The 18,903-nt window shown below is 71.7% G+C and carries 17 protein-coding genes; 7 read left to right on the forward strand and 10 right to left on the reverse strand.

The annotated features are described in order from the left end of the window. Positions 1 to 165: 165 nt before the first annotated feature. The 4 genes from ACFXGX_RS01820 to ACFXGX_RS01835 all read right to left on the reverse strand — a co-directional run bounded on the left by ACFXGX_RS01820 (position 166) and on the right by ACFXGX_RS01835 (position 3,834). Complete coding sequence (locus ACFXGX_RS01820; protein ID WP_384783593.1) at positions 166 to 1,101, reverse strand: class I SAM-dependent methyltransferase; 936 nt, start codon at positions 1,099 to 1,101, stop codon at positions 166 to 168. Further along, the gene (locus tag ACFXGX_RS01825; RefSeq protein WP_384783595.1) at positions 1,098 to 2,321 is read right to left on the reverse strand and encodes a glycosyltransferase family 4 protein; all 1,224 of its coding nucleotides are present in this window, start codon (positions 2,319 to 2,321) and stop codon (positions 1,098 to 1,100) included. The genes ACFXGX_RS01820 and ACFXGX_RS01825 overlap by 4 nt, the downstream gene beginning before the upstream one ends. After that, the gene (locus ACFXGX_RS01830; RefSeq protein ID WP_355772219.1) at positions 2,318 to 2,716 is read right to left on the reverse strand and encodes a 6-carboxytetrahydropterin synthase; all 399 of its coding nucleotides are present in this window, start codon (positions 2,714 to 2,716) and stop codon (positions 2,318 to 2,320) included. Before ACFXGX_RS01830 ends, ACFXGX_RS01825 begins: the two co-directional genes overlap by 4 nt. A gap of 137 nt (positions 2,717 to 2,853) precedes the next feature. Continuing rightward, positions 2,854 to 3,834, reverse strand: coding sequence for a zinc-binding alcohol dehydrogenase (locus ACFXGX_RS01835; RefSeq protein WP_384783597.1), 981 nt, complete (start codon positions 3,832 to 3,834; stop codon positions 2,854 to 2,856). Positions 3,835 to 3,942: 108 nt separating this feature from the next. On the opposite strand from ACFXGX_RS01835, the gene ACFXGX_RS01840 reads away from it, so the two are divergent. From ACFXGX_RS01840 to ACFXGX_RS01855, 4 genes are all read left to right on the forward strand, one after another. Continuing rightward, positions 3,943 to 4,749 (forward strand): CDP-alcohol phosphatidyltransferase family protein, encoded by an 807-nt coding sequence (locus ACFXGX_RS01840; protein ID WP_384783599.1) that lies wholly within the window; start codon positions 3,943 to 3,945, stop codon positions 4,747 to 4,749. 260 nt (positions 4,750 to 5,009) lie between these two features. After that, positions 5,010 to 6,149 carry an ABC transporter ATP-binding protein gene (locus ACFXGX_RS01845; RefSeq protein WP_384783601.1) on the forward strand — a complete coding sequence of 380 codons (1,140 nt, stop codon included), beginning with the start codon at positions 5,010 to 5,012 and terminating at the stop codon, positions 6,147 to 6,149. Next, positions 6,146 to 6,850 (forward strand): ABC transporter permease, encoded by a 705-nt coding sequence (locus ACFXGX_RS01850; RefSeq protein WP_384783603.1) that lies wholly within the window; start codon positions 6,146 to 6,148, stop codon positions 6,848 to 6,850. Before ACFXGX_RS01845 ends, ACFXGX_RS01850 begins: the two co-directional genes overlap by 4 nt. Further along, positions 6,847 to 7,521, forward strand: a complete 675-nt coding sequence (locus ACFXGX_RS01855) for an ABC transporter permease (protein ID WP_384783605.1) — start codon at positions 6,847 to 6,849, stop codon at positions 7,519 to 7,521. Before ACFXGX_RS01850 ends, ACFXGX_RS01855 begins: the two co-directional genes overlap by 4 nt. A gap of 136 nt (positions 7,522 to 7,657) precedes the next feature. Here the strand turns inward: ACFXGX_RS01855 and ACFXGX_RS01860 are convergent, their stop codons facing one another. The 4 genes from ACFXGX_RS01860 to ACFXGX_RS01875 form a co-directional block, all read right to left on the reverse strand. After that, on the reverse strand, positions 7,658 to 8,296 hold the full coding sequence (locus tag ACFXGX_RS01860) for an ATP/GTP-binding protein (protein ID WP_384783607.1): 639 nt from the start codon (positions 8,294 to 8,296) through the stop codon (positions 7,658 to 7,660). Next, positions 8,247 to 8,678, reverse strand: coding sequence for a DUF742 domain-containing protein (locus ACFXGX_RS01865; RefSeq protein ID WP_355772201.1), 432 nt, complete (start codon positions 8,676 to 8,678; stop codon positions 8,247 to 8,249). The genes ACFXGX_RS01860 and ACFXGX_RS01865 overlap by 50 nt, the downstream gene beginning before the upstream one ends. A 73-nt stretch (positions 8,679 to 8,751) precedes the next feature. Next, positions 8,752 to 9,225 carry a roadblock/LC7 domain-containing protein gene (locus ACFXGX_RS01870; protein ID WP_365485868.1) on the reverse strand — a complete coding sequence of 158 codons (474 nt, stop codon included), beginning with the start codon at positions 9,223 to 9,225 and terminating at the stop codon, positions 8,752 to 8,754. A gap of 2 nt (positions 9,226 to 9,227) precedes the next feature. Beyond that, entirely contained in the window at positions 9,228 to 11,678 is a 2,451-nt protein-coding gene (locus tag ACFXGX_RS01875; protein ID WP_384783610.1) for an ATP-binding protein, read from the reverse strand. 470 nt (positions 11,679 to 12,148) lie between these two features. Between ACFXGX_RS01875 and ACFXGX_RS01880 the strand changes: the two genes are divergently transcribed. From ACFXGX_RS01880 to ACFXGX_RS01890, 3 genes are all read left to right on the forward strand, one after another. Then, the gene (locus ACFXGX_RS01880; protein WP_384783812.1) at positions 12,149 to 13,093 is read left to right on the forward strand and encodes a glycine betaine ABC transporter substrate-binding protein; all 945 of its coding nucleotides are present in this window, start codon (positions 12,149 to 12,151) and stop codon (positions 13,091 to 13,093) included. 103 nt (positions 13,094 to 13,196) lie between these two features. After that, positions 13,197 to 14,879: an aromatic amino acid ammonia-lyase gene (locus tag ACFXGX_RS01885; RefSeq protein ID WP_384783612.1), complete on the forward strand. Its 1,683-nt coding sequence runs from the start codon at positions 13,197 to 13,199 to the stop codon at positions 14,877 to 14,879. Positions 14,880 to 14,944: 65 nt separating this feature from the next. Next, positions 14,945 to 16,606: a serine/threonine-protein kinase gene (locus tag ACFXGX_RS01890; protein ID WP_384783614.1), complete on the forward strand. Its 1,662-nt coding sequence runs from the start codon at positions 14,945 to 14,947 to the stop codon at positions 16,604 to 16,606. 38 nt (positions 16,607 to 16,644) lie between these two features. Here ACFXGX_RS01890 and ACFXGX_RS01895 read toward each other — a convergent pair whose 3' ends face one another. Then, entirely contained in the window at positions 16,645 to 17,049 is a 405-nt protein-coding gene (locus ACFXGX_RS01895; RefSeq protein WP_384783616.1) for a hypothetical protein, read from the reverse strand. A 70-nt stretch (positions 17,050 to 17,119) separates the two neighbouring features. Then, a complete protein-coding gene (gene oxc, locus ACFXGX_RS01900; protein ID WP_384783618.1) occupies positions 17,120 to 18,874 on the reverse strand; it encodes an oxalyl-CoA decarboxylase in 1,755 nt (584 codons plus the stop codon). Between the last annotated feature and the right edge of the window lie 29 nt (positions 18,875 to 18,903).

Here is an 18,903-nt window from a genome sequence, read left to right on the forward strand (position 1 = left end):
CTCTCTCGCTGTGGCGGGGGGTCTCTTTGATCACCCCCCCCCCGGGGGGGCCCGCCCCCCCGCCCCCCCCCCCCCACTCCGCGGGGATGTTCAGGTGCGGGCCGTCGGGCTCCGGGGCCGCGGCCACCGGGGCGGCGACCGGTCCCAGTGTCTCCAGGCCCGCGCTCACGCCGCACCCCCGGCCGGGTGGGGCAGCGCCAGCACATCGCTGTGGTGGACGACCACGCGCAGCTCGCCCGCGGCGCTCGCCGCGATCCGGGACCGCAGATATGCCTCCGCCCGTTCGGCCAGCTCGGGGCGCTCCTCGACCGCGGCGCCGACCCAGCCGCGCAGCCACTCCTCGGTGAGGGCGGCCTCGTCGGGGCCGAGCCGCCAGGGGCTCGGGTGCACCCGCACGGTCGCGCCGTAGCGGGCGAACGCGTCGCAGGCGGCGGTGACGGCGTCCGGGCCGAGCAGTTCGCCGCGCCGCTGGTGGGCGTTGAACGCCTCGGTGATCTCGGCGTCCAGCGGGTCGGCGGGGGTGAGTTCGACCCGGCCGGCCACGGACAGCGTGAGCAGGGCGGGCACCCCCGCTCCGGCGCAGGCGGCCGCGAGCCGGTCGATCTCCTCGGCGGTGAGCACGTCGAGCAGCGCCGACGCGGTCACCAGGGAGGCGCCGGCCAGGGCGTCCACCGTCAGCCGCCCGATGTCGCCGCGCTGGGTGGTGACGGCGACATGGCTGCCGTCGGCCGCCGCCTTGGGCGCCCCGACCGTGGCGAAGTGCAGCAGGTACGGGTCGCGATCGTGCAGGATCCAGTGCTGGGCGCCGTCGAGCCGGGGCGCGAGCCAGCGGCCCATGGAGCCGGTGCCGCAGCCGAGGTCGTGAATGGCCAGGTCACCGCCGCGGACCGGCCGGTTGGCCAGCCGGATGCGCAGCGGGTCGAGCAGGTCGACCGCCCGCGCGGCGGCGTCGGCGGGCTCGCGCAACTGGAGCCACTGCGGTGCGTAGCGCACCTCTTCGGCGTCAGGGTCCCCGACTCGCTGACCGGGCACGCCCGTCCTCACCTTCTGCTCGGGGATGCCGGAGTCCGGCTCGCTCGCGGGCGTCGTGGCGGTGCTCATGCCGCCCTCCGGGGTTCCTGGGGCAGCCGGCCGAGCACTCCGGCCAGGCTGCGCGCGGTGGTCGCCCAGCCGTCGAGCGCGGCGCGCCGTCCGCGGGCGGCGGCCTTGAGCCGGCGGCGCACGTCGGCCTCGCCGAACCAGCCGCGCAGCTCGGCGGCGAGCGCCGCCGGGTCCTCCGGGGGTACGAGGATGCCGGGCACTCCGCCGTCGGGGGCGCGTCCGACGGCCTCGGGCACTCCGCCGACGTCCGTGGCGAGCACGGGGATGCCGCGGGCCAGTGCCTCGGTGACGGCCATGCCGTACGTCTCGGCGTACGAGGTGAGGACCATGAGGTCGGCCGCCGCGTAGCTGGCGTCGAGTTCGGCGCCGGCCTGGGGTCCGGCGAGGTGCAGCCGGTCGCCGAGGCCGTGCTGGGCGATCAGGGCGCGCAGATGGTCGACGTAGGCCGGGTCCTGGGTGAGCCCGCCGACGCAGACACAGCTCCAGGGCAGGTCGGTGACGGTGGCGAGGGCCTCGATGAGCCGGTGCTGTCCCTTGCGCGGGGTCACCGCGGCGACGCACAGCAGCCGCGAGACACCGTCGGTGCCGGAGGCGACCGGTGCGATGTCGGCGCCGGGCGCGGCCGCGTGGACCCGGTCGGGGGCGAGGCCGTGGTGGGCGACGAGCCGGCGGACGGCCCATTCGCTGGTGGCCACGACGGCCGACACGGCCCGCAGGGTCGTGCGTTCCAGGGCGTCCAGCTCGGCGGCCACGGCGGGATCGAGCCCCGTCTCGTCACCGAGCGGCAGGTGGACGAGGACGACGAGACGCAGCCGGTCGGCCTCGGGAGCGACGATCTCGGGGACTCCGCAGGCGACGATCCCGTCGAGGAGGACGACCGTGCCGTCGGGCAGGTCGGCCAGGGTCCGGGCGAGCTCCGTACGGGCCGCCGCGGAGGGACGGGGCCACTCGCCCGCGACGATGTGCCGCTGGACATGCCAGCCGAAGCCGGGCAGGTCGAGGCAGAGGCGGCGGTCGTAGGCGTTGCCGCCGCTCGGCGTGGCCGGGTCGTCGACGCCGCCCGGCATGACGAAGTGCACGGTGCGCAGGGACATGGGGATGATCTCGGCGTTCTTGAGAGCCGCGTTCTGCACGGGCACGTAGTTCAGGGCACCGGATCCGGCGGCCTGCGCGGCACGGCCGGACACCGGGGATGCCTTGTCGAGGGTCGCGTCGGTCACAGGTCACGCTCGTAACTCGCCCAGGCGATGTGCGATTCGTGGAGGGTGACGGTGATGCCGGTGAGGCCCCGGGCGCCCGCGCCCAGGGCTCCGGCGTGCACGCGGTCGGCGAGGCGGTCGGCGACGACCTTCGCCAGGAACTCGGTCGAGGTGTTGGTGTCCTTGAAGTCCGGCTCGCTGTCGAGGTTGCGGTAGTTCAACTCGCTCACGACGGCGCCGAGCTCCTGCGTGGCCAGGCCGATGTCGACGACGATGTTGTCGTCGTCCAGCTCGGGGCGACGGAAGGTGGCGTCCACCAGGAACGTCGCCCCGTGGAGGCGCTGCGCGGGTCCGAAGACCTCGCCACGGAAGCTGTGGGCGATCATCAGGTGATCGCGGACGGTGATGCTGAACAACGGACGACCCTCCAGGTGCGGTGCGTCTGATCCCCTGCCGGGATCACGTCGTGTAGTACGGCTGCCCGGTTCACCTTGTTCAGCCGTGCGTCGCCCTTTCTTCGGAGTCCGTGGAGGTCAGGCCGGTTCTCGTCGGCTCAAACCTGTTCGTAGGCGACTCGGTGACACAGGGCGGGTATCGATCCGGAGGTCAGTTCGCCCATCACGTCCGGGAGTTCACCGAAGGAGCACTCGCCGGTGATCAGGGCGTCGAAGGCCGGTTCGGCGAGGAGGTCGAGGGCGAGCGCCAGCCGGTCCGCGTACGTACGGCCGACCCGGGCGGAGGGGGATACGGAACCCACCTGGCTGCTGCGCAGGGTCAGCCGGCGGGAATGGAAGGCCTCGCCGAGCGGCAGGGCGATCCGGCGGTCTCCGTACCAGCTCAGCTCGATGACGGTTCCCTCGTGGGCGAGCAGGCGCAGGGAGCGGTCGAGTCCGGCCTCCGTGGCGCTGGCGTGCACGACGAGGTCGCGTTCGCCCTCGGCCTCCTCGGGGAGCGCGAAGTCCACCCCGAGCGCACGGGCGACGGCACCGCGTGCCGGGTCGGCGTCGACGAGCTGGACCCGCACGCCGGGGAAGCGGGCGAGCAGCGCCGCGACCGAGCACCCGACCATGCCGCCGCCGACCACGGCGATCCGGTCGCCGATGAGCGGGGCGGCGTCCCACAGGGCGTTCACCGCGGTCTCGACGGTGCCGGCGAGGATGGCGCGGGAGGCGGGCACCGACTCGGGTACGACGGTCACGGCGCTCGCCGGGACGACGTACCGCGTCTGATGCGGGTAGAGGCAGAAGACCGTCCGCCCGAGCAGATGCGCGGGTCCTTCCTCCACTTGGCCGACACTCAGATAGCCGTATTTCACGGGTGCGGGGAAATCCCCGTCCTGGAACGGCGCGCGCATCGAGGCGTGCTGGTTCTCCGGGACTCCCCCGCGGAACACGAGGGTCTCGGTGCCCCTGCTGACTCCGGAGTAGAGCGTACGGACGAGTACCTCGCCCTCCGCGGGTTCGTTCAGGGTGACGTCACGGATCTCGCCGTGGCCCGGAGAAGCGAGCCAGAAGGCGCGAGCTGTGAGTTCCATGAGCGTCCCCCTGAACGATTCCGCAGATCTTCACGTACGGAGCAGTGACAAGTCGCGCACACGGTACGCGGCGTTGATCGAATCTGTCATTCGGCCGGAGGATCTGCGGTGGCCCTGAACAACATGTACGGCGCAAGGCTTCCCCAGCAGGAGACCACGGTGGGAGCCGGCGTGCAGCTCCTGGTGCTGGCCCTGCTGGGCGCGGCGATCGGGATGGGGCCGGCGGGCTGGCTGACCGGTCTGGTGTTCGCCTTCGCCACCTGGGCGGTACTCACCCGCGCACTGCGGCGCACACAGCCCCGCTCCTTCGGACCCGCCAACCGGGTGACGCTCGGCCGCGCGATCCTCGTCGGCGGTGTCACCGCGCTGGTCGCGGACTCCTTCGAGAGCTCGCCGCCGGTGAGCCTGCTCGTCGGTCTGACGGCGGTCGCGCTGATCCTCGACGGCGTCGACGGCAAGGTGGCCCGGCGGACCGGCACGTCCTCGGCCCTGGGCGCCCGCTTCGACATGGAGGTGGACGCGTTCCTGATCCTCGTGCTGAGCGTGTACCTCGCGATGTCGCTCGGCCCGTGGGTGCTGCTGATCGGCACGATGCGGTACGCGTTCGTCGCCGCCGCCCGGGTGCTGCCGTGGCTGAACGGCGAGCTGCCGCCGAGCATGGCGCGCAAGACGGTGGCGGCACTGCAGGGCGTCATCCTGCTGGTCGCGGGCTCCGGACTCCTGCCGTACGAAGCGGAGATGGGCGCCGTGCTGACCGCGCTCGCGCTGCTCGTGTGGTCGTTCGGCCGCGACATCGGGTGGCTGTGGCGGCAGGGCGGCCGCGGGCTCACCGAGCAGGCCTGTCAGCCCCGGACGACCGAGCGTCCGCGCGAACTGGTCACCGCGGGCCGGGCGCCCATGGGTTCCAAGGGCTGATCACCGAACCGTCCGGTTCCGAGCGGGAGTCGGCACCGAACCGTCCGGTTTCAAGCGGGAGTCGGCACCGCACCGCACGGGTCCGAGTGGAGCTGAGGGAGTTCCCGGAAACGGGGCGCGCCCAGAAAAGACGGGCGTACGCACGACATTCACGATCTGTCATGGCCGGGAACGAACATCGACTGACTAGACTACGCACCCTCTCGTGCACGTGATCGCGCCACGCGCGGGCAAGGCCGTTCCCGAAGGGTTCTCGACGCTTGATAGCCATCGAAGATGTCAGCAAGCGATACGCCGACGGCACGGTGGCCGTCGATCGCCTGTCACTCCAGATACCGGACCGCTCCATCACCGTTCTCGTCGGACCTTCGGGCTGCGGCAAGACCACGACACTCCGCATGATCAACCGGATGATCGAGCCCAGCAGCGGCACGATCCGGGTCGACGGTGAGGACATCCGCAGCCGCCCGGTCAACACCCTGCGCCGCTCCATGGGTTACGTCATCCAGAACGCCGGCCTCTTCCAGCACCGGACCGTGGTCGACAACATCGCCACGGTGCCCCGGCTGCTCGGCTGGTCCAAGCAGCGGGCACGGGAACGCGCGACGGAACTGATGGAACGGGTCGGTCTCGACCCGGCCATGGCCCGCCGCTATCCGTACCAGCTCTCCGGCGGTCAGCAGCAACGGGTCGGCGTCGCCCGCGCGTTGGCGGCCGATCCGCCCATCCTGCTGATGGACGAGCCGTTCTCCGCGGTCGACCCGGTCGTACGCCGGGGCCTCCAGGAGGAGTTGCTGCGCATCCAGAGCGAACTGGGCAAGGCCATCGTCTTCGTCACCCACGACATGGACGAGGCGATCACCATCGGTGACCGCATCGCGGTGCTGCGCACCGGCGGCAAGCTGGCCCAGTTCGCGGCCCCGGACGAGATCCTCTCGGCGCCGGCCGATCCGTTCGTCGAGCAGTTCCTCGGCTCCGACCGGGGCATCCGAGGTCTGTCGTTCCTGAGTACCGACGATCTCGATCTCGACCGCTCCCGGGTCTTCCCCGTCGGCTCCGACTGGCGGGAGATCGCCGCACGCGAGCCCGAGGGGGCGCCCGTGCTGGTCACCGACGCGGACGGCAGGCCGATCGGCTGGGCCGACCCCGGGAGCTGGGGCGGAGAGGTCGGGGACCTCGAACCGTACGGCCCGGCCTTCGAGGTGGGCCGCGACTCGCTGCGGGTCGCCCTGGACCGGGCCGTGCTGTCGCCGACCGGCCAGGCCGTCGCGGTCGACGGTTCGGGGAAGGTTCTCGGGGTCGCCGGGCAGGATACGGTCGCCGCGGCGATCCGGTCGGCCCGGCGACGGCGGGCGGCGGACGCCCCTCAGGAGACGCCGACGGCGAAGGCCGCACGATGAACGGGTTCTTCGACATACCGAGCGCCATCCAGCACAGCTACGGCGGCCTGATCGCCCTCCACATGGAGGAGGCGCTCGTCCCCGTGCTGGCCGGTCTGCTGCTGGCCCTGCCGATCGGACTCCTCTGCGTCCACTTCGACTGGCTCTACGCGCCGGTGCTGTGGACCTCGACGATCCTCTACGCGATCCCCTCGATCGCCTTCTTCGTGGTGCTCATCGACTACACCGGGCTGAGCCGGCTCACGGTGATGATCCCGCTGTGTCTGTACAGCCTGGTCGTGCTCGTCCCGGCGGTCGTCGACGGGGTCCGTTCGGTCCCCGAGGAGACGAACGCCGCCGCCTCGGCCATGGGCATCGGCCTCGCGCGCCGCTATTTCCAGGTCCAACTGCCCATCGCCGTACCGGCGATCATGGCCGGACTGCGGGTGGCCGTCGCCTCCAGCATCAGCCTGGTGAGCGTCGGCGCGCTGATCGGCAACCAGGGCGCGTTCGGAAACCTGCTGACCTACGCGCAGTTGTACGGCCTCCCACGGCTCGCCGGCACCGCGGTGATCACCCTGGCCGTTCTCGCGGTCGTGATCGACGCCCTGCTGGTCCTGCTGCGGCGGGTACTCACCCCCTGGCAGCCCCCGTCCGGCCGCGCCAGGCGCTTCGGGGCCACGGCCGCGGACGCCACACCCGTTCAGGAGGGCGCCTCGTGAACGTACTGCACTTCATGCAGGCCTTCTTCAGCGACGGTTCGCACTGGCACGGCTACGACGGCATCCCGCAACGCGTGTGGGAGCACGTCCAGTACACGACCGGGGCCCTCGCGATCGCGTCGGCCATCGGTCTGCCGATCGGGCTGGTCACCGGGCACACCGGGCGCGGTGGCAACGCGCTGGCCTTCGTGTCCGCCGGGGCCCGGGCGCTGCCGACCTTCGGTCTCCTGGTCCTGATGTTCGTGTGGCTGGGTCTCGGCATCGTGCCGGTGATGATCCCGCTCGTGGTGCTGGCGATCCCGCCGGTCCTCATCACCACCTACGAGGCGGTCCGCACCGTGGACCCCTCCCCCGTCGACGCCGCCCGCGGCATGGGCATGCCGGAGGCGCGGATCCTGTTCCAGGTCGAGGTCCCGGCGGCACTGCCGCTGATCCTCAGCGGGCTGCGCTCGGCGACGGTGCAGATCGTGTCCACGGCCACGATCGCGGCCTATGTGTCCCTCGGCGGAGTCGGCCGGTACATCCTGGACGGCCTGTACCAGCACAACTACGAGAAGGTGGCCGGCGGAGCCGCTGTCACGGCCGTCCTCGCGGTGCTCGTCCTCGTGCTGTTCTGGGGCGTGGACCGGGTGGCGGTCTCCCCCGGAGTGAGCAGACGCCGGACCTCGTAGGGGGACGGGGGACGGACACGGACACGGAGAGGGGGACAGCCCACGGGCTGTCCCCCTCCGGTTTTCCGGGCATGTCGCCCTCGCCCTCGCTCGGGCTCAGGTGCTCAGGTGCTCAGGTGCTCAGGTGCTCAGGTGCTCAGGAAGGCTCTCCCGGCACGTGGGCCGCCCTCTCGGCCCTGGCGAGGGCGTGTTCCAGGACGACGAGCAAAGCGTCCCGCACGGACCCCCGGTCGCGTGCGTCGAACACGGTCAGCGGCACATGGTCGGCGACGTCGAGGGCCCACCGTACGTCCTCCAGATCGTGTTCGACCTTGCCGTCGAAGGCGTTGACGGCCACCGCGAAGGGGATCTCGCGGTGCTCGAAGTAGTCGACGGCCGCGTAGCAGTCGTCGAGCCGCCGGGTGTCGACGATGACGAGCCCGCCGAGCGCGCCCTCGACGAGGTCGTCCCACATGAACCCGAACCGCTCCTGGCCGGGGGTGCCGAACAGATAGAGCTTGAGCGTCGGGTCCAGGGTGACGCAGCCGAAGTCCATGGCGACGGTCGTCGTCACCTTCTCCGGGGTGTGGGTGAGGTCGTCGACACCGGCGGCGACCGAGGTGATGGACGCCTCGGTGGTCAGCGGCTCGATCTCCGAAATGGCCCCCACCGTCGTGGTCTTGCCCACGCCGAAGCCGCCCGCGATCACCATCTTCACCGGCAGAGGCGGCCGGGGACGCTCGTCGTCATCCCTCACGGATCGCGCCCCGGGAGTCGGGGACAGCTCTGAGACCATCGATCACCCTTCGCAGAACAGTGACATCGCGGTTGGAACGGGCCTGCGGCGCGTACAGGGCGAGTTGCCCGTCGGCGCGCAGATCGTCGGCGAGAACCCGGACCACATTCAAGTGCATCCGGAGCCTCGCCGCGATCTCCGCGAGCGACTGCGGCTCGCGGCAGACCGTGATGATGTCGCGGTGCTGGTCGAAGACGAAGCGGTCCAGTGCCGCCAGCCCCACACGCGTGGCCACCACCTGTGTCTCGATCGGGATCGGCGGTACGAGACTGTCCCCGCCGGCGACCCGTCCCGCGGTCAGCAGGAACGGGCGGACGACCGAGGCGGGGCGTTCCCCTCCCCGTTCGGCGTCGCCGCCGGCCAATGGCTCGCCGGACGTCATCACGTCCTCCCCCTTCAACTCGGCGCGCGTCACCGGTCATGTGACGTGCCGTCGGACAGCGGCCGGCCGGTGGTCAACCGGCCGGTGCGACACCCACGGTTCGCTTCAGTTCCATCACCAGCTGCGGACTGAGCACCGCACCGGCCCGGTTGGCGAACAGGGTCATCTCGTAGGCGATGTTGCCGAGCTTCGCCTCCTTCGAGGTGACCACGCCGAGCACCGCACCGGCGCCGAGCGAGGACACCAGCACGTGCCCTTCCTCCAGGTCGATGATGACCTTGTTGAGGCTGCCGAGGCCGTAGTTGCCGGAGGCCCCCATGGCGAGGCTGGTGATGCCGGAGACGATCGCCGCGAGCCGCTCGGAGTCGGCCTGGCCGCGCAGTTGGGAGACCGCGATGAGCAGTCCGTCGGAGGAGACACCGATCACGTCGACCACCCCGGCGGTCTCGGTGGCGAATCGGTTGAGCAGCCAGTTGAAGTCGGCAGCGGCGGTCTTCACGTCCGCCGCGGGTTCCGCTGTCCGGGACTCGGGTCCGCCTGTCCACATGGTCACGTGCTCATGCCTTCCGGGGAAGAGGGTCTTCTGTTCTGGGTTTCGGTCCCGGCCTGGCCGCCGGGTCTGCCGCCCGGCCGGGTCACCACGGTCGTGCGGTCCTCGGCCGCGCTCTCGCGTTCGGCCCGCAGGACGGCGGCCTCGAACTCGTCGAGTTCGGAGCGCGCGGCGTCGGCGTCCGTCGGCTGCCAGGAGGGCGGCCTGCGGTGGGTGGGTGGTTCCGTGGGCCGGGGCAGCCGGCTCGCCGCGGTCCCGGCCGACAGGGTCGCCCCGCGCACCCGGCGGCGCAGCGGACCTGCCTCGCCGGACCGCGCCGGTCCGGTGGGTGCCGGGTCGGCGCCGCTGCCGGGCCGGGCACCGCCGTGCGTGGTCGCGCGCTCGGCGCCGGTGTCCGTCGCTTCCGAGCGGCGGGCGTGGCCGGGGGACTCGGCGGTCCGGGACCAGGAGGGCACCCTGCGGGGCAGGCCCGCGGGTCCGGTCGGCGCCTCGATCCTCGCCTTGCGCGGCTCACCGGGTCCGGAGCGGCGCGGGGGCGGCTGCATACGCGGGGCCCGCGCGGGGGCGGAGACCTGGTCACCGGGCACGAGGTGGGCCGCGGGGACGGCGACGGTGGTGGTGACACCGCCGCCCGGGGTACGGGACAGGGCGACCTCGATGCCCCAGCGCCGGGACAGCCCGCCGACCACGAACAGACCGAGCACCTCCGTCGGCGCCAGGTCGAGGCGCTCGCGCCGGATCAGCCGGGCGTTCTCCTGCTCCAGCCGCTCGGGGCTCATGCCGAGTCCGTGGTCGATGATCTCCACGAGGGCTCCGCCGCCGTGGTGACGGGGCCGCAGGACGACTTCGACGCCGCTGGTCGCCGGGGAGAACATCACGGCGTTCTCCAGGAGTTCGGCGAGCATGAGGGTCAAATCGCCGACGATGTCGGGGACGACGATGACATCGCCCTCGGCGTGCGGGGTGACGCGCTGATAGCCCTCGATCTGGCCCAGCGCGGCGCGCACGATGTTGCTGAGCCGCATCGGTTCGGTGTTGAGGCCGGTCTCGCTGATCCCGGCGAGCAGCATGAGGCTGTCGGCGTTGCGCTGCAGACGGACGGCGATGTGGTCGATGCGGTAGAGCCGGTCCAGCACCTCGGGGTCGGTCTCGCCGCGCTCCACGGAGTCGATCAGGGCGAGTTGGCGGGCCGTCAGGTTGCTGACCCGGCGGCCGACGTTGCCGAACATCTCGGCGATGTTGCGCCGGCTGACGACCTGGCGTTCCAGCAGCGCGCTCGCGGTGACCTGAACCTGGTTGAAGGCTTCGGCCAGTTCACCGATCTCGTCGCGTACCGGCACCGGAACGGCTTCCAGGCGCGGTGGGCTCGCGTCGTCGGCGTCGTCGTCCGCGACCCGGGCGAGCTCGCTCTTGGCGGCGCCGGCCACGTGCTGGGCCGCCGCCGTGAGGGCGCGTACGGTCCGCACCACGGATCGCCGGGTCAGTACGGAGAACGCCAGCCAGGCCGCGAAGGCCGCCAGGATGCCGGCGATCAGCCAGGCCACTCTCCACCAGGCGGAGTTCGACGTGGACTGGGCGTTCCCCGCGATCCCGCCGATCAGCGACTGGACGATCTTCAGCCGGTTCTCGGCCTGCCGTTCATAGGTGGGACCGGCACGCAGCGCCTCGTCGAGCGCCGCCCGGAGCTGGGTCGCGTTCTCGGCGACGAGCGCTCCGGTGTCGACCTGGAGCGCTGCCCAGTGCTGGGTGATGACGCTCTGGTAGGGGCTGTGCTCGATCTCCGCGAGGTCGGTGCCCTGTTCCGGTCCCGCGAACCGGGTGAACCGCTCGGCCTGGTAGGCGTACTGGTCGTAGTCGCCGACGGCGCCGGTGAACTCGATGAGCGCGTTGGAGTCACGGGTGCGGGCGGCGAAGACACTGGTCTCGAAGGAGGCGTGGGCGGTGTCGGCGCGCAGCAGGGCGTCGAGCAGATTGCCCGCGGACGCGGAGGACTCGCTGCCCGACCGGCCGAGACCGAGGCCGTCGATGAGCCCCTCGATCACCGATCCGTACGCGGGGTCGATGTTGTCGGCGGGGATCGGTCCCTGCTCGACGGTCTCGCGGAGGCTGTCCAGGCCTTCGAGCTCCTTCAGCGCCTGGGCCTCGCCGTCGGGCAGCCGGTCGCCGTAGGCGGAGCGGACCTCCGCGATGCGCGCGGTGACCTTGTCCTGCGCGGCCAGATAGGCGGCGGTGTCCGGGCCGCTCTTGCCCTTCCCCGAACCGGCGGCCTCGTAGCGCAGGGAGACCAGGAGGGCCTGCCGGTGCTCGGTCTGCACGGCGTCGATGAGTTTCGTCACCTGCGTGCTGTCGCGCACGAGTTGGGCGGTGTCGGCGGCGGACCTGGCCTTGCCGATTTCACCGGACACGACATAGGCGAGCATCACGGAGATGACGGCGAGCGGCACGATCACCAGAACATTGAGTTTCCGGCGGAATGGCCAGCGGTCCAGCAGAGATGGTGTCCGGCCTGTCCCGAGAGCAGTGGACGGCTGCCCCGAGGCGGCTTTTCTGTGCGCGGGCACCCAACCTCCTTGACTTCATTCCCCGTTGGAAGCCTCGTAACAGGCCGCCTGCATGGATCAAATGGTCACGAGCAGCGCGATCGGGCCGACAAGTGGAAGGGGGCCCTCGACGCGGCCAACACTAGCGGCTGCCGTCAGACTACGGCCATGATCAACCGAAAAGTGGCACGGGAAGACGCCTGGTTCGCTCATGTTTCAGTCATGTTGCGCCTACGGGCTGAAGCTGCGCGGTCCCCATCGGTGATCTATTCGTGTCTTGACGGTAGTTGAGGCGGCTCGATTGGATCGTCAGGACCGTCACCCGAGCCCACCAGCCACCACCGCCCCGCCGATTGCCAAGTCTGGATGAACAAGTGACCATCGCCAGAAGCACTCGTACCTCCGCAACCTCCGCTGTTTCCCTGCTGGTTGTGGCCGCCGCCGCGCTGACGGGCTGCGGCTCCTCCGATGACTCGGGCAACAAGGACCCGTTGAAGGGCGACACCGCCAAGGCCGGTACGGTCGTGGTCGGTTCCAACAACTTCCCCGAGAGCATCCTGCTCGCCGACATCTACGGCGAGGCCCTCAAGGCCAAGGGAATCAAGGTCAGTTACAAGCTGAACATCGGCAGCCGCGAGACCACGTACGGACTGATCAAGAACGGCACGATCACGGTCCTTCCGGAGTACAACGGCGCGCTGCTCGCCTACCTGGACGCCAAGGCCGCGCCGACGTCCGTCGACGAGACCAGCCAGGCGATCTCGGCCAAGCTCGACCCGAAGCTGTCCCTGCTGGAGCCCTCCGAGGCCCAGGACAAGGACGCGATCGCCCTGAACGAGGCGACGGCCAAGAAGTACAACCTCACGGAGAAGTCGACCATCAGCGACCTCGCCGACCTGGCGAAGGACCTGGTCGTCGGTGGCTCGCCGGAATTCCAGACCCGGCAGCAGGGCCTGAAGGGTCTGAAGTCCGTATACGGTCTCGATTTCAAGAGCTTCAAGGCGCTGGACGCGGGCGGCCCGCTCACCGTGGCGGCGCTCAAGGGGAACAGCATCCAGGCCGCGGACATCTTCACGACGGACCCCGGAATCAGCAAGAACAAGTTCGTCGTGCTCCAGGACCCGAAGAATCTCTTCGGATTCGAGAATGTCACACCGCTGACATACAAGAGCGCTCTGCCCGCGGCCGGAGTCTCGGTCCTCAACGACGTCTCGGCGAAGCTCGACACCGAAACCCTGGTGAAGCTCAACAGCGACGTGCAGAACGGCAGCAAGGACCCGCTGGACGTGGCCAAGAACTGGCTGGCCTCGGCGGGACTGAGCTGACCCGGCGCCGGCAACCGGACGACGGATGCCTCGGGCCGGGAGGACAGCCTCCCGGCCCGGCCTGTTGACGGCGACGGTGTACGGCTGAGGAGTGAAGACCGTCATGCTCGAGCGCACGGCCGAGGCCGATCCGGTCACCCCCGGCACCTCGGTCACCCCTGGCTCCCCGGCCACCGGCGGTCCCGCTACCGGCAGTCCGGCCGCCGGGAGCACCGACGCGTGGAGCGCGCCGCCCGGTGCCGTCCTCGACGGCCGGGGTCTCGACGCCGCCACGGTGGCCCGGGTCGCCGACGGGGCGCCGCCATTCCCCTTGTGTCCGACGGCACTCGAGGCGATGGAGCACACCCGACGGGCGGCGCACCGGCTGGCGGCCGAGGGTGCCCGCGTCTACGGACGCAGCACCGGGGTGGGAGCGCACCGGGGACTCGCCGTCGAGGAACACGACGGCGCGGGCCACGATCTGCGGCTGCTGCTGAGCCACGCGGGCGGGGTGGGCGAAGCGCTGCCCGCCCGCCAGGTCCGCGCGATGATGGTGGTACGCGCCAACCAACTCCTGGCCGGAGGGTCGGGATTGGGCCCCGAGATCGCCACGGCCATCGCGCGGGCGCTGCGGGCCGGCGTATATCCCCGGGTGTCCGAGTACGGGTCCGTGGGCACCGGCGACCTGACCGCGCTGGCCCGACTGGGCCTCGCGCTCTTCGGCCACGACGCGTGGTCGCCCGAGGGTCCGCTGTCCGAGAGGCCGTTGGCCCAGCAGCCGATACCCGAGCCTCTTCCGCTGCAACGCGGGGACGCGCTGGCCCTGTTGAGCAGCAACGCCCTCACCCTCGGGGAGTCCGCGCTCGCCTGGCACGACCTCGGGACACCGCTGCGTGCCGCGCACGTCGTGGCCGCGCTCGCCCTGCACGCGGTGGACGGCTCCCTCGAACCGTACGCACCGGAGGTCCACGCGGCCCCTGCTCACCCGGCGATCGCGCGGGTGGCGAGGCATGTCCGGTGGCTGCTCGGCGCGGCGGCCGGATCGGGGACGGGTGTTCCGGGGCGGGCGGGCAGTGTGCCGGCACGGGTGCAGGACCCCTTCGGCTTCCGGTGCTTCCCGCAGGCTCACGGCCCCGCGATGGAGGCGTGGTCCGGCCTGGAGCGGGTGCTGTCCATCGATCTCAACTCCGCCACCGAGAACCCCCTCATCGGCTGGGACGACTTCACGGCCGCTCCCGTCGCCCGGCATCACGGCGGCTTCTTCACCGCGCCGCTGACCCTCGCACTCGATCAGCTGGCCCTCGCCGTGCTCGGCACGGCCCGGCTCTCGGCGGCGCGGCTGTCCGCCCTCGGCCGTCCCGAACTGACCGGACTTCGCTCCTACCTGGCCGACGCATCCTCGGCCGGGTCGGGAATGATGATCCTGGAGTACGGCGCCGCCTCCGCCCTCGCCGAGATACAGGCGTGCGCCACCCCGGCCTCGCTCGGGCATGTCGTGCTGTCCCAGGGCATGGAGGAAGCGGCGACCTTCGCGACCCAGGCCGCACGCAAGGCGCTGCGCGCGGCGGAGGCCTACCGGCTGGTCCTGGCCTGCGAACTCGTAGCGGCCGTGCGGGCGTTGCGTCTGCGTGGCACTCCGCCCGCGCCCGGCACCCCGGCGGGCCGCGCCTATCTGCGCGCGACGGCGGCGCTGGACCCGGACATGCGGGACCGCCCGCTCACCGACGATGTGACCGCGGCGGCGGCCCTGCTGGACGGGTTCGCCGAACTCACCGGCGGCGAAGGAGAGCCCGCCCGCCTGGGTTAGAGTCGGCGCGGTCCCGGTCGGAGGTTCTGCCGTGGGCGGGCTGTGCGTTGGGGGATGACGGCACCATGCGGTACGAACACGTGGAACTCTCCGGGTACGAGATCCAGGGGGTCCTCGGCCGGGGCGGCTTCGCCACGGTCTACCGGGCACATCAGGTGGCGGTGGGCCGGGAAGTCGCGCTGAAGGTCGACAGCAGGGTCCTGGCCTCGGACCGCGACCGGCAGCGCTTCCTGCGCGAGGTCACGGCAGCGGGCCGGTTGTCCGGACATCCGCACGTGGTCCCGGTGTACGACGCGGGCGTCCTCGGCGACGACCGCCCGTACATGGTCATGGAGCTGTGTCCGGGAGGCTCGCTCGGCGACCGCCTGCACCGCCATGGACCGCTCTCCGTCGAGGAGGCCCGGGACATCGGGCTCGGCATCGCCGACGCGCTGGCCGCGGCGCACGCCGCCGGGGTGCTGCACCGCGACATCAAGCCGGGCAACATCATGGTCAACCGGTACGGCGGGGCCGCCCTCACCGACTTCGGTCTGGCCGCCATGCCGAGGCCCGGCCGGGAACTGTCGGTGACACGCGAGGCGCTGACTCCGGCGTACGCGCCGCCCGAGGCGTTCCACCTGTCCGAACCCACCACGACGGGCGACGTCTACTCGCTCGCCGCCACGCTCTACGCCCTCCTGCGGGGCCGCCCGCCCCACCACCCGGACGACGGCACCCAGCTCAGTCTCGCGGAGCTCATCGTCCGGCACACCTGGCCCTACGCCGACCTGCCGGGCGTGCCGGGCGCCCTCAACGAGGTCCTCAGGCAGGCACTGGAGACGGATCCGGCCTCACGGACACAGGACGCGTCGGCGTTGCGGGACGCTCTGGCCGCCGTCGACGTCGACAGCGCCGCCCGGAGCGTGTTCGGACCGGCGCCCCGGACGGCCACCACCGTTCCCGCTCACCGGGACGCGCCTCCCACCTCGTACGAACCGCCCGCTCCCACCTCGTACGGCCCGCCCGTCACCGTTCCCCCGCCACCCTCGGACCCGTACCCTCCGGGCCCGGTGTCTCCGGGCGACCGCCCCGACGGCGGTGGAGCGGCGAGCACGGTGGCGGAGCCGGCGACCCGCGGGTCCTCGCGATGGCGTCCGGGCCTGATCGGCGTGCTGGCGGCGGTGGTCTCGGTGAGCGTGTCCGTCACCTGGGTGGTCCATGAGTACGGGTCGCCGGGCGGCCCCGGCTCCTCAAGGGGCGGAACCCCGACCTCCAGCACCTCGGGCAAGGCCTCGCCGGGCGCCGACGCGGCCTTCGGCGGCGTGCGGGCCACGCGGAGCGGCTGCGCGGCCGCCGGCGTCGAAGGGGTGGGCGGCCGCTGTGTCACGACCCCCGAGTGCTGGAGCGGCATCACCGACATCTCGGGGACGATCACCGTCAGCCGCGCCGACTGTCACGTCGCGCACGTGTGGCAGACCTTCGCCGTCGCCCCGCTGCCCAAGGACGGGATGACGTACAACGCGAGGGATCTGGTCAGGCATCCCGACGTGAAGGCGTTGTGTTCCCAGCAGGTGATGCGTGACTCCCTGACGTCCGCGAGCCGTTCCGACGGCACCCGCTGGGACGTGGACGTCCTGCCGCCGACCGCCCCGCAGTGGGCCGAGGGCCTCAGGGTGTTCCGTTGTGTCGCCGCGGCGGAAACGGACGACGGCGAGATCACCGATAGCCACTTCGGCGCGAGCGGCTGACCGCGCACGGTCCGAACGGGCCCCGCCCGGACCGGGGTTCAGACCGCCGGGCGGTCTTTTCCGGGCAGGCTCAGCAGCCAACGCCAGCGCCGGCCTTCGGTCACGCAGGTCGCGGCGGCCAGCACGGTGACCAGGACCGCCGCCCAGGCGGGCCAGGCGAGCCACGAGAACACCACCGCCGCGACGAGTTGCAGCAGCACCAGCAGCACGGTCGCCCAACCCGGCACCGGTACGACGACGTTGGCCTTGTCCCCCGGCGTCGAGAAGACCGTCGGCAGACCGATGAGCAGCACCACGGAAGCAACGGCGAGCAGCCACGAACGGTCGGACAGCGCCCAGGGGGTGGCCACCCAGGCCACGATCTCCGTCGTGAAGCGAAGGACGGACGGTATGCGGTCGTCGGGTCGCCCCGACGCGGTCGTTCCGGGCGCGGTATCGGTCACCGCGAAACGATCCCACGCCGGACTCCCGATCACCAGACGGGCGCGCTCCCGAGGAGACGCGGTCCGCGGATCACCGCGCGGCGGACGCGATGTTTCCGCCCGTGATGCCCTTCGGGTTCAGGTGGGCGATGTGACCGCTCTCGGTGCCGGCGGAGGGATCGATGACGCAGTCGATGAGCGCCGGGCGGCCGGAGGCCAGTGCCTCGGTGAGGGCCGCGGTGACCTCGGCGGGCGTGGTCGCGCGGTAGCCCCTGCCACCGAACGCCTCGATCATCAGGTCGTGCCGGGCCGCGACCATCAGGGTGGTCGGTGAGGGCGCGTCACCGCGGGGATTGACGTCGTCGCCTCGGTAGACACCGCCGTTGTTCATGACCACCGTGACGACGGGCAGCTCGTACCGGCAGATCGTCTCCAGCTCCATGCCGCTGAACCCGAAGGCGCTGTCGCCCTCCACGGCGACGACCGGGGCGCCGCCGCTCTCGACGGCGGCGGCGATCGCGTAGCCCATGCCGATGCCCATGACACCCCAGGTGCCGCTGTCGAGGCGGTGCCGCGGTACGCGCATGTCGATGACGTTGCGCGCGATGTCCAGCGCGTTCGCGCCCTCGTTGACGATGTACGTCTCCGGGTGCTCGCGCACGACGTCGCGTACGGCCTTCAGGGCGCCCAGGAACTGCATGGGACGCGGATCCGCCGTCAGCCGCTCCGCCATCCTCGCGACGTTCTGCGCCGACCGCGCGCCCAGTTCCGCGCGCCAGGCGGCGGGGGCCGCGATCCGGCCCGGTTTGGCGCGCTCGGCGATCGCGTCCAGCACCGACTCGATGTCTCCGACGAGCGGGGCCGCGATGGGCTGGTTGCTGTCCATCTCCCTGGCCTCGATGTCGACGTGGATGAACCGGGCGGCGGGGTTCCACTGCGGTGCCTGGCCGTGGCTCAGCAGCCAGTTGAGGCGGGCGCCGACGAGCATCACGACATCGGCCTTCTTCAGGGCCAGCGAACGGGCGGTCGCCGCCGACTGCGGGTGGTCGTCGGGCAGCAGGCCCTTGGCCATCGACATGGGTATGAACGGGATGCCGGTGGACTCCACGAACTCGCGGACGCGTTCGTCGGCCCGCGCGTACGCGGCACCCTTGCCGAGCACCAGAAGCGGCCGCTCCGCGCCCGCGAGCAGCTCGACGGCCCGGTCCACCGCCTCGGGCCCGGGGAACTGGCGCGGCGCGGGATCGACGAGCCGGCTGAGCGTCCGCGCGCCCGCCTCCGCGTCCATGACGGAGCCGAGCACCGCGGCGGGGATGTCGAGATACACGCCGCCGGGGCGCCCCGAGACCGCGGTGCGCAGGGCGCGGGCGATGCCCCGGCCGATGTCCTCCACGCGGCTCACCCGGTAGGCGGCCTTGCAGAACGGCTGCGCGGCGGCGAGCTGGTCCATCTCTTCGTAGTCACCCTGTCTGAGGTCGACCAGGTGCCGTTCGCTGGAGCCGGAGATCTGCACCATGGGGAAGCAGTTGGTGGTGGCGTTGGCCAGGGCGACCAGACCGTTGAGGAATCCCGGCGCGGACACGGTCAGACAGATTCCGGGCTTCCTCGTGAGGAAGCCGGCGGCCGCCGCGGCGTGACCGGCGTTGCTCTCGTGGCGGAACCCGATGTAACGGATGCCCCGCGCCTGCGCGAGGCGGGCCAGATCGGTGATCGGGATGCCGACGACCCCGTAGATCGTGTCGACGTCGTTCATCTGCAGCGCGTCGACGACCAGGTGATACCCGTCGGTGAGCTCGGTCTGCGCGTCGGCGTTCGGCGCGGTCTCCGGTGTCGAGGGAGCGGTCATGGTCCGAGGTCCTCCTTGGGCTGGTCCTG

Origin of the sequence: Streptomyces sp. NPDC059371 (assembly GCF_042751995.1) — a bacterium.
Classification (GTDB): domain Bacteria; phylum Actinomycetota; class Actinomycetes; order Streptomycetales; family Streptomycetaceae; genus Streptomyces.